Origin of the sequence: Microbacterium sp. LCT-H2 (assembly GCF_001866135.1) — a bacterium.
Classification (GTDB): Bacteria; Actinomycetota; Actinomycetes; order Actinomycetales; family Microbacteriaceae; genus Microbacterium.
The window spans coordinates 1-10,272 of record NZ_MODW01000012.1; the positions used below are offsets into that span (position 1 = coordinate 1).

The window sequence follows — 10,272 nt, forward strand, 5'->3', positions numbered from 1 at the left end:
GCGGTGGGGGTGCCCGGCGCTGCGCGCCGTGCTCCGGGTGGGCGGCAAGCCGCCCACGGGCCACGCAGGTCGGCCGCTGCGCGCCCTCCCCGAGGGGGTGCTGTAGCGCGCTGAGCGCCCCTCTCCTAGGGGGTTGGGTGCAGCGGCCGGGATCGCCCGCCCGCGCTCTCAGAGGCGCGGTTCTGGGGGCGCTGCGCGACCCTCTCGGGGTGCTATGCCCGAGGGCCGGCTACTGCGTTGTGGCTGGTCAACGGCCTCGACGGCACCCGATAACGCTGCACCCGAGCGCCCCGCCGAGACGATCCGGCGGGGCGCTCCCGTGTCCGCCCCCCGGCCCGTCAATGTCCGACCCCCCTAATACTGTTGTGTGTGTCAGATGCACAACATGTCACCAGGAGGACATCATGGGAATGGACATCTTCGGCAAGAACCCCACCGCCGAGGTCGGGGGCTACTTCCGCAACAACGTCTGGTGGTGGCGGCCCCTCGCAGAGTTCGTGACGGCGACGTACCCGGACCTCACGGCCGGATGCACCCACTGGCACACCAACGACGGGGACGGGCTCGACGCGGCCGCATCGGCGGCTCTCGCCGACGCGCTGGATCGCGACCTCGCCAACGGGCGCGTGACGGCCTACGCCGATCAGTACGCCGCCGAGCTGGACGCCCTGCCGGACAGCGAGTGCGACCTGTGCCAGGGAACGGGGCTGCGCGCCGACGCCATCGGCCGCGAGTACGGCTACGACAAGCCGCGCGACCCGGACACCGGCAAGGGCGGATGCAACGGCTGTGCCGGGACCGGCCGACGCGAGCATTTCGGCAAGTCCTACCCGTTCGACGTCGAGAACGTGCGCGAGTTCGCCGCGTTCCTGCGCCACTGCGGAGGATTCGAGATCTGGTGATCTCCCACCCGAGCGCCCCGCCGAGACGATCCGGCGGGGCGCTCGGGCGTCCGCTTCCAATGTCGGAGGCTCCCCGTATTGTTTTAGGTGTCAGATACACAACATATGGAGGATGCCATGAGCACCATGACGACGGAGACGGCAGCGGAAATCCTGGCGAGCTTCGAGCAGAGCTTCGGGGCGATCTTCGAGCGGATCGACTGGGCCGAGGACGAGATCGCGCAGGCAGCCGCCCGACACCCTGAGCGGGCAGACGCGATCTATCACTCGTTCTCGCTGCTCAGCGGCGGCGACGCCGCTGAGCGGATGAGCGTGGAGGCGGTCTATCGGGCGCACGCGCGGGAGATTCTCGAGAGGGTGGCGCACGGCCAGGACACCCGCCTGGGCACCGCCGTGGAGGTCGTGATCGGCCTGCTGGCGGCCGCGGAGCGAGCCCCGCTCTCGCACGAGGGATTCGGGCTGTGCGCGCGCCTGTGGGTCACTGCGGGCCTGCCGGACAACGACGGGTTCAGCACCAAGTTGGAGCACATCGAGGCGCTGCACTCATCCCGCATCGACGCCGAGGAAGCCGACGCCCGGCGCGCATGCCGAGACGACTCCCGCAAGCTCGGCCGCATCGAGTGTGACGGCTGGCACCACGGCCAGCAGGTGTCCTGCACCTACGCCGCCTAACGCGGCGAGCGCCCCGCCGATCCGATCCGGCGGGGCGCTCCTCCCGGGGCCGTTCAATGTCGGACCCCACCAGTACATTTATAGGTGTCAGGTACACAACACATGGAGGAGTCATGACCACTGTTACCGTCGAGATTGACCGCGAGGTCATCGCCGAGGCCGCGCAGATGGTGCGCTACTGGAACGCGGGCGAAGTGCTCAACCGGATCAACATGGGCGAGGGCTTCACCCTGGCCGCCCTGTTCGACGCGCTGCACGAGCACGCCACCGCCGATCACATCATCCGCGAGGTCTGGGAGGGCGAGACCGAGGGCGACCGCGACCCGCTCCCCTGGGTCAACGGCCACGGCTCCCGACTCAGCGACGAGGACTATCGCGCTCGCGCCGATGACCTCGCCCACAACGAAGGCGACGAGCGATTCCACTTCGCGCCGCGCCGGTCGTGGGACGACTAGGGCGTGTCTCCCAAAGGTTTGGGCTGGTCGCTGGAACGCTCGGTGTGTGTCTCGAACGGAGTTGCTGACTGATGCGCAGTGGGAGCTGATTGCTCCGTTGATGCCGTCCTCGCAGGGGCGTCGTGGTCGGCCGTTCGCCGATCATCGCACCGTGGTGGAGGGCATCATCTATCGCTACCGGACCGGGATCGCGTGGCGGGACTTACCCGGGTGCTTCGGGCCGTGGCAGACGGTGTGGAAGCGGCACCGCCGCTTCAGCGGTGATGGGACGTGGGACAAGATCCACAGCGTCCTGCTGGCCCATGCCGACGCCGCCGGGCTGATCGACTGGGAAGTCTCGGTGGACTCCACGATCAACCGCGCCCATCAGCACGCCACCAACCTGCCCCGGGACACAGGGGGACCTGACGAATTACACGAATCTGCGCATCGAGCCGCCTGATCACGCCATCGGCCGCTCCCGCGGCGGCCTGTCGACGAAGATCCACCACCTGTGCGACGGGAACATGCGGCCGCTGGTGATGCTGCTCGGGCCCGGGCAGGGCGGGGACTCCCCGATGTTCGAGCACGTGATGAACGCCCTGCGGGTACCGCGCCTGGGTGGGGGCCGGCCACGCACCAGGCCCGACCGGGCGCTGGGTGACAAGGCTTACTCTTCCCGGGCCAACCGCAAGCTGTTGCGCCGGCGCGGCATCCAGGCCGTCATCCCCGAACGCGATGATCAGATCGCCAACCGCAAGCGCCGCGGCGCCAAGGGTGGTCGCCCGGTCACCTACGACACCGAGGCCTACAAGCGCCGCAACGTCGTCGAGCGCGGATTCAACATCTTCAAGCAATGGCGCGCCTTGGCCACCCGCTACGACAAACTCGCCCTGACCTATCGCGGCGGCGTCGTCCTACGCGCCATCACCATCTGGCTCAAGGCTTTAAGAGACACGCCCTAGTCGCTTTCCAGGAGAACTGGCTCTTCGCGCGGATGGCGAGCGACGTCTTGCCGAGTCTTTCCAGGATGATGATCGGGTTCATCGGCGCTGTGGTCATCGGCGTGGTCGTGGGGTTCGTTCTCGGTCAGGCGCACCGCCTCCAGGCGATGTTCGCACCCGTGCTCGAGTTCCTGCGCGCGATCCCTGCGGTCGCGTTGATTCCCCTCGTCATCATCGTGCTGGGCCTCGACGACACCGCGAAGGTGATTCTGATCACCTTCATCTGCCTCTGGCCCGTGCTCCTCAATACCGAAGCTGCAATCAGAGGAATGGACCCCGGACTGCGCGAGACCGCCCGGGTGTACGGCATCCACTGGTTCCGCTACGAGTTGCAGGTCGCACTTCCCGCGGCAGCTCCGCAGATCTTTGCCGGAATGCGCACGAGTCTTTCGCTCGCGCTCATCATGGTCGTCGTGAGCGAGATGATGGCGGGAGGCAACGGGATCGGCGTCTTCGTTCTTCAGTCGCAGAGGTCGTTCGCGATCACGGACATGTGGTCGGGCATCGTGCTCATCGGGATCTTCGGGTACGTGTTCAACCTGCTGCTCATCGTCGTCGAGAACCGGGTGCTCGCGTGGCACCACGGCGCGAACACCGCCGTGGTGCCACCGCGGTCGAGAGGACGCCCTCACACCTCGATGCCGCCGCACCACACACGCAGAACGCGACGCGCGGCAGCGATGTCGGTGAGCGGATCGCCGTCCACCAGCACGAGGTCGGCTCGCAATCCGGGGGTGATCGCCCCCCGATCGTCGAGTGAGAACGCGTGCGCGGCCGTCGAGGTGGCAGCGCGCAGCGCTTCGGCTGTTGACAGGCCGGCGTCCACGAGCAGAGCGAGTTCGTCGTGCATGCTCTCGCCGTATGGCGGCAATGCCCGTGTGAGGGACTCGATGTAGGCGTCGGTGCCGGCCAGGACCGGAACGCCCGCGGCATGCATCGCGCGCGTGCTCTCGCCGTATGGCGGCGATGCCCGTGTGAAGGTGTAGGCGTCGGTGCCGGCCAGGACCGGAACGCCCGCGGCATGCATCGCGCGCGTGCTCTCGTGGGCGTGTGCATAGCTCACACCGGGAACGCCCGCTGCGGTGAGATTCGCGGCGACGCCTTTCATCATCGTCAAGGTCGGGATGAACACCGTGCCCTGGGCGAGCATCGTCTCAGCCGTCGCATCGTCGAGCGCGCGGTCGAGTGGAGCATGGGTGATCATGTCGGCCCCCGCAGCGAGGCTCATACGCACAGCTTCGTACAGGGCTGCGTGCGCGATGACCTTGAGCCCCCGCGCGTGCGCAGCAGCCACGAGTGCATCGAGCACGTCCTGGGTGGGACCGGGCAGATCGGCGATGATCTTGATGTAATCCACCCCGTCTGCCACCTGCACCTCTACGAACCGCTCCGCCTTGTCGGGGGAATCGACCAGCGCGACGTCCGGATAGGTCGGAATGCGGCTGTGCGTGCTGCCCTGAGATGTCGCCGCCATGCCGGCGGTGCGGAAGTCAGCGACTCCCCTCAGTCCCCGCAACGACTGGAACTGTGATGCGGGCCATGTCGCCATGTCCAGGCCGGTGGTGACACCGTACGTGGCGAGCGTCTCGAGGGACTCGCGCCCCTTCAGGTGCATGTGACAGTCGATCAGGCCAGGAAGGAGCACCGTACCTTCCGCGTTGACGACAGCGGCACCGACGACGACCGCATCCGCTGATACGTCACCGATGCGCCCGTCGGGCTGGACGACGACCGTCGTGGGGGCGCTCAGACTGTGTCCGTCGAAGACCCTGGTGTTCGTGATCGCGGTCGCAGAGACTGCGCCGAGCGTGGAATCCGTCATGAACTGCTCCGTTCTAGTAGATGTTCGTGGTTGAGTTGGTGGGCCCGCCCTGGGTGAGCAGGTCGATGATCGGGTAGGTCCACTGCGCGGCGAGGAGGATCGTCATGAGCGACAGGAAGACCAGGGTCGGTGAGAGCAGCGGCAAGGTGATGCGTCCGAAGATGCGGCCGGCGCCGGCACCGTCGAGTGCGGCGGCTTGACCGTATTCGGGGCTGATGCCGGCGAAGCCGGCGGCGATCACGAGCACGCCGAAGCCCAGCATCTGCCACCCGACGATGACGATGACGGCCCAGATGGCGAGGTCGGGGTCGCGGAAGACGTTCGGCATGTCGACGCCGAAGTGCGCGAGCACGGTGGCGAATGCCCCCTGCTCGGCGAACAGCCACCGCCACACGGCGCTGGTGGCGACGGGGGTGATGAGGAACGGCACGAAGATCAGCGCCTGATAGAAGGTGCGCATTCGCCCCCGCACCTGCCGTGACATGACGGCGATCGCGATCGGCAGCACGAGCGAGAAGACGAAGAACGCGGCGATGTAGACGACGGTGTTCAGCAGCGCGGTGTGCAGCTCGGGCAGCGCCAGCACCTCGGCGTAGTTCGACCCGCCGACGAACGTCTTGGGGCTTGTGGGCAGCAGGTTCCAGTCGTAGAACGACAGGCCGAACGTCTGGGCGAGGGGACTGTAGGTCCAGAGGATGAGGAACGCGGTGCCCGGCAGCACATACAGGTAGGGCAGCAGGCTCTGGGGCCGAAAGCGCGAGCGGCGCACGACGGGCGCGGATGCCTCGGCCGGAGCCGCGCCCGCTCCCTCGGCCGGCGCAGCGGCGGCCGAGGGAGCGGAGACGGTGACGAACATGGGCTGACTACTCTCCCGCCGACGCGTTGACGGCGGCCGCGTTGACGGCGGCGAGCTGCTCGTCGGGGGTCATGTTCATGAACGCCTCGAGCATCTCGGGAGTCATCTCGTAGACGGTCGGGAACTGCCCGATCGGCACGACGGAGTGCAGCACCCGGTCGCCGTAGACGTGCACGAGGTTGTAGGACTGGCCGCCGTCCTGGCCGCGGGCACCGGGGTAGGCGACGGCGAGGTCCTGCGTGTAGCAGGTCGCCGACGCGACCGACACGGGCACGCCCGCGAACGTGCTGGTGGTCGAGTAGTGCAGGTGACCGCCCAGGATGCCGCGCACGTCGGTGCCCCGGATGACCTCGGCGAGGCGCTCCTGGTCGCGCAGCTCGATCAGGGCGATGAGCCCGATCGGGCTCGGCACGGGCGGGTGGTGCAGCGCGATGAGGGTGCCGTCGGGCGCGGGGACTTCGAGCTCGCGGCGCAGCCACGCCAACTGCTCGTCGCTGATCTCGCCGTGGTGCTGCCCGGGCACCGTCGAGTCGAGCGCGATGATGCGCAGACCGTTGACGTCGTAGACGCGGTCGACGGGCTCGGACTGGTCGGCCTCCTCGTCGAGCAGGCCGCGGCGGAACGCGACGCGCTCGTCGTGATTGCCCATCACCCAGATCACCTGGGCACCGAGCTTCTCGGCGGCGGGCTCGACGATGGCCCGCAGGCGCTCGTAGGCGTCGGGGCGGCCGGTGTCGGCGAGGTCGCCGGTGAACACGATCGCTTCGGGGCGGGCGTTGGCCTTGGTGAAGCCGTCGAACAGCTCTGCGAGGTTCTTGTCACTGTCGATGCGCTCGTGCAGCAGGTCGCCGTCGCCCACGAAGTGGGTGTCAGAGACATGCAGGATGAAGTGCTCGGGAGCGGGATGCTGGCTCGCGATGTGCGACATGGTGTGTGTTCCTTCCGATCAGACCGCGGTGGCGGCGGGGTCGATGATCACGGCGGTGAGACGCTCGAGCTCGGTGGGGGTGAGTCCGTGGGCGAGGAGGTAGGCGCTGATCGACCCGTGCTCGCGGTCGATGCGCTCGAGCAGCGCCTCGAGCACCTCGGCGGGGCTCTCGGTGATGAGTTCGACCATTCCCGCGGTCAGTTCGATGCCGCGCTGTTCGAAGACGGCGGTCATCGCGTCTGACCACTCGCCGCGCAGGTTCTCGGCGGTGGCGGCGTAGTCGGCCACGACGTCGTCGCGGTCGACCCCGGCGGCGGCGAGCGCGAAGGCCACGACGAGACCGGTGCGGTCTTTGCCGGCGGTGCAGTGCACGAGCACCGCGTCGTCGTCGTCAGCCGCGATGATCACCCGGATCGCGTCGACCAGCTGCGCCCCGCGCTCGTCGACGATGTGGTCGTAGACGGGCACGAGTCCGACGTGCGTGGTGGCCTGCGCGGCCGGGTCGGCGTCGTCGAACACGGGCAGGTGGTGCACGGTGACCTCGAGCCCGTCGACCGCGCTCGGCGCTGTGGCGCGCTCGTCGCCGCCGCGCAGGTCGATGATGTGGGCGACGCCGATCTCGGCCAGCCGGTCGCGACCGGTCGCGTCGATGCGGTGCAGAGCATCTGACCGCAGCAGCTTGCCCCACCGGCTGGTGCCGCCGGCTGCACGGTAGCCGCCGGTGTCGCGCAGGTTGTAGAGGCCGGCCACGGCGTGGCGACGCTCACGAGGCGCCGCGGTCGCGGCATCCGGCGACGAAGCGGCCGCGGCATCCGTCGCCGAAGGCGTCAGGTCGAGGTCGATGGTCATTCGATCAGCCCCTGCGCGCGCTCGGCGGCCTCGGTCATAGTGGCGGCCGGGTCGGCGCCGTAGAAGACCGCGTCTTCGATGGCGGTGGCGAGCACCTGGTCGACCTGGGCGTAGCTGTCGCCGGGGTACGACACCCACGGCTCGAGCGCGTCGAGCTGCTCGAGGTTGGGCTTCACGAGCGGGTTGGCTTCGACCCAGTCATAGAGCGGTCCGCCCTCGTCGGCCATGCTGCTGCGCAGCGGTAGGTACCCGATCTGGGTCGAGATGATCTCGTAGGCGCGGGGGCTGGTCATGAACTGCATGAGCTCCCACGCGGCGGCCTGCTTGGCGGGGTCGGTGGCGAACATCGCGAGGAACGAGCCCGAGTTGGTGGGCACGACCGCCTGGTCTCCGAACGCGGGCAGGGTGTGAGCGTCGAGGGTCCAGCCACCGGCCTCGGCGCCCATCATGAACGCGCCCTGCACGGCCGAGCTGTTGACGTGGATCGCGGTCTTCCCCTGCGCGAACGCCTCGTACTGGCTGGTGAAGTCCTCGTTGGTGAGCACGCCGTCCTCGTACATCTCGGTGAAGGTCGCGACCGTATCGATCGCGGCGTCCGAGCCGAACTCGATCGTCGTGCGGTCATCGCTCAGCACCTGGGCGCCGTTCGAGAGGAAGAGGCCCTGCATGCACCAGCTGCCGCCGGTGACCACGCACGACACGCTCATTGATCAGGTCGATATCACTGACGGCGGCGGTGCTCTTGAAGGAACGACCGACACCAGAGAGCTGGATCGTTCCCATGAGTCGCCTTCTGCAAGCGACCTGACGAACCGGGGCCTTCCCGCGAAATCCGCTTGCAGAGCTATTGCAATCGAGGAAAGTGAATTTCCTGCAAACGGAGTGTCAACGCCCATCGCCGTGGTCGATAACGTCTGGCACGTCGGATGCCTCGGCGTCGGAGCCGTCGTCGGCGACGATGTCGAGCACCTCTTCGCGCACCGCGAGGCGCGCGCGGTCGGCGGCGTCGCTCATGCGGTCGGCGACGGCGATCTGCAGGGCGTTGAGCACGAGCAGCTGTACGAGCCCGCTGCCGAGAATGCCTTGATCCCACGCCTGGAAGCGCGCACCGGCGACGAGCAGGTGGTCGGCGCGGGTGGTGAGCGGGGTACGGGCGAAGCTCGTGACCCCGATCACGGTGGCGCCGGCGTCGACGGCGGCGTCCGCAACCGCGAGGGTCACCGAGTTGGCGCCACTCGAGCTGACGATGAGGCACACATCACCGGGGGCGAGCACGCGGGCGGTGAGGTGGGCGACCACGCCGTCAGCGGGCGCTTCGCAGGGCCGGCCGTTGACGGCGAACGCGACGGCCGACGCCTGGGCGGCGGCGTGCGAGGCGCCGGTGCCCGAGATCAGCAGGCGCGGCGCGCGGGCGATGGCGTCGGCAGCGGCGTCGAACGCGACCGGGTCGATCGAGGCGAGCGCGGTCTGCAGCATCCCACCCGCCCCTCGGCCAGCCACCGCAGAAAGCCCTCGGTGCCGGCGGGTGCGTCGGGCGCGGCGGTGGCGTCGGCGGCGAGGTCACGCACGAGCAGCATGCGCAGGTGCTGAAAGCTGCGCAGCCCCAGCGCCTGGGCGGTGCGGCTGACGGTGGCCGGCGACGTGTTGGCGGCTTCGGCGAGGTCGGCGCCCGACATGTCGACCACGTCGTGGGGTCGCTCGGCGCAGATGCGGGCGACGCGCTGCGCGCTCGGTACGAGCGACGGCAGGATCGAGAGGATGTGGTCGATGGTTCCGCCGAGCGGCGGCTCGTTGAGGGGCGAGTTCATGTAGCCGGTGATCACCTTTCGGGTTCGCCGCACATCGTATGGGCGCAATGCGACCACGACCCCAACCATAGGTGAACGCAGCGTTCATCGCCTCCGCTATCCGCGAAAGGCAATTTCATGACCTCCCTGCGTCCGCTCGAGCTCCCGAACAGTGCCATGCCCGCAAGGAAGTCGGCCAAGGGTGACTCGACCGAAGACGCCCACCTCGAGCGCCGCGATGGCGCCTACGATGACCGTCCGTGCGAGCCAGAGCCACGTGATCTGTCGATCCCGGCGGTCAAGCGCTCGAACGTTCCGCACGTCGATGTTCCGCTGGCGGGGGCGCCGGGGCAGCAGACACCGGTAACCAACGACGCGAAGAAGCCTGCCACGACGATGACGCCCGCAGCGCGGAACCAGAGGGCGGGGGCGACGCGCGAAACTGATCCTGCTCATGGCCCGATCAGACCGATGGCCACTCAGACGTGAAAGGGGAGACATCGCGCCCGGGCCGAACCGTCGCACGCTGACGTCCCCTCACCGCGCAGTGCCCGCAAGGGGATGGTAGATGGGCGAGCAGTTCTGGGACTCTGGTCGACGATTCTTCAGCTCGCCTGTGGAAGTCCCTGGGACAACGCCTGTCGGATTCTCCAAACAGGAAAACCGCTGAGCTGCGCAATCAAGTCCACATCGAACTCGTGCTCGAAGTAGGCCACCCGCACCGCCCGGATGCGCGACGGATTGTCACCGAAAGCCAGTGTGAACTCGGTGGCGTAGCGCTCCCAGACGCTGAACTCATACCCCGGTGCCGTCACGATGCATTCACCTCATCCCGGGTGCAACTCTCAGGAGTGGTCGCGGTGCTAATGCGATGCTACGACACCCGTGTTAACGCCAGGACACAAGGAGATTCCGGGAAAGCTCGCTACGCACGGTGTGCACCGATACGGGGATGGCCCGCCCGGGGTGCATGGTTCACACCGGGGTGACCAAGGGAATTGGGGGCTCTTCGGACATG

13 protein-coding genes and 1 pseudogene are annotated in these 10,272 nt (G+C 68.2%); 6 read left to right on the top strand and 8 right to left on the bottom strand.

Annotation, left to right across the window (positions count from 1 at the left end):
* Nucleotides 1-404 precede the first annotated feature (404 nt).
* From BK819_RS16095 to BK819_RS16445, 5 genes and pseudogenes are all read left to right on the top strand, one after another.
* Complete coding sequence (locus BK819_RS16095) at nt 405-902, top strand: hypothetical protein (RefSeq protein WP_083391843.1); 498 nt, start codon at nt 405-407, stop codon at nt 900-902.
* 126 nt (nt 903-1,028) lie between these two features.
* The gene (locus BK819_RS16100) at nt 1,029-1,574 is read left to right on the top strand and encodes a hypothetical protein (protein ID WP_143049342.1); all 546 of its coding nucleotides are present in this window, start codon (nt 1,029-1,031) and stop codon (nt 1,572-1,574) included.
* 113 nt (nt 1,575-1,687) lie between these two features.
* Nucleotides 1,688-2,029, top strand: coding sequence for a hypothetical protein (locus BK819_RS16105; RefSeq protein WP_071330042.1), 342 nt, complete (start codon nt 1,688-1,690; stop codon nt 2,027-2,029).
* A gap of 100 nt (nt 2,030-2,129) precedes the next feature.
* A protein-coding gene (locus BK819_RS16665; protein ID WP_241186004.1) for an IS5 family transposase occupies nt 2,130-2,973 on the top strand; the annotation gives its coding sequence in 2 pieces (ribosomal slippage) (nt 2,130-2,435 and nt 2,437-2,973; 843 coding nt in all).
* Nucleotides 2,974-3,119: 146 nt separating this feature from the next.
* Nucleotides 3,120-3,506 (top strand): annotated as a pseudogene (locus BK819_RS16445) (ABC transporter permease); the annotation flags it as partial.
* A 134-nt stretch (nt 3,507-3,640) separates the two neighbouring features.
* Here BK819_RS16445 and BK819_RS16125 read toward each other — a convergent pair.
* The 7 genes from BK819_RS16125 to BK819_RS16155 form a co-directional block, all read right to left on the bottom strand.
* Nucleotides 3,641-4,834 (bottom strand): amidohydrolase family protein, encoded by a 1,194-nt coding sequence (locus BK819_RS16125; protein WP_071330045.1) that lies wholly within the window; start codon nt 4,832-4,834, stop codon nt 3,641-3,643.
* A 13-nt stretch (nt 4,835-4,847) separates the two neighbouring features.
* A complete protein-coding gene (locus BK819_RS16130) occupies nt 4,848-5,690 on the bottom strand; it encodes a carbohydrate ABC transporter permease (RefSeq protein WP_083391844.1) in 843 nt (280 codons plus the stop codon).
* 7 nt (nt 5,691-5,697) lie between these two features.
* Nucleotides 5,698-6,618, bottom strand: a complete 921-nt coding sequence (locus BK819_RS16135) for a phosphodiesterase (protein WP_062637300.1) — start codon at nt 6,616-6,618, stop codon at nt 5,698-5,700.
* Nucleotides 6,619-6,636: 18 nt separating this feature from the next.
* The gene (locus BK819_RS16140) at nt 6,637-7,467 is read right to left on the bottom strand and encodes a tyrosine-protein phosphatase (RefSeq protein WP_005052798.1); all 831 of its coding nucleotides are present in this window, start codon (nt 7,465-7,467) and stop codon (nt 6,637-6,639) included.
* On the bottom strand, nt 7,464-8,174 hold the full coding sequence (locus tag BK819_RS16145) for an extracellular solute-binding protein (protein ID WP_083391845.1): 711 nt from the start codon (nt 8,172-8,174) through the stop codon (nt 7,464-7,466). Before BK819_RS16145 ends, BK819_RS16140 begins: the two co-directional genes overlap by 4 nt.
* A gap of 178 nt (nt 8,175-8,352) precedes the next feature.
* Nucleotides 8,353-8,943, bottom strand: coding sequence for an SIS domain-containing protein (locus BK819_RS16150; RefSeq protein WP_005052796.1), 591 nt, complete (start codon nt 8,941-8,943; stop codon nt 8,353-8,355).
* A complete protein-coding gene (locus tag BK819_RS16155; RefSeq protein ID WP_164743636.1) occupies nt 8,859-9,332 on the bottom strand; it encodes a MurR/RpiR family transcriptional regulator in 474 nt (157 codons plus the stop codon). The genes BK819_RS16150 and BK819_RS16155 overlap by 85 nt, the downstream gene beginning before the upstream one ends.
* A gap of 60 nt (nt 9,333-9,392) precedes the next feature.
* On the opposite strand from BK819_RS16155, the gene BK819_RS16670 reads away from it, so the two are divergent.
* The gene (locus BK819_RS16670) at nt 9,393-9,743 is read left to right on the top strand and encodes a hypothetical protein (protein ID WP_005052795.1); all 351 of its coding nucleotides are present in this window, start codon (nt 9,393-9,395) and stop codon (nt 9,741-9,743) included.
* A gap of 116 nt (nt 9,744-9,859) precedes the next feature.
* Here the strand turns inward: BK819_RS16670 and BK819_RS16160 are convergent, their stop codons facing one another.
* Nucleotides 9,860-10,069: a hypothetical protein gene (locus tag BK819_RS16160; protein WP_045245741.1), complete on the bottom strand. Its 210-nt coding sequence runs from the start codon at nt 10,067-10,069 to the stop codon at nt 9,860-9,862.
* Nucleotides 10,070-10,272: the final 203 nt, after the last annotated feature.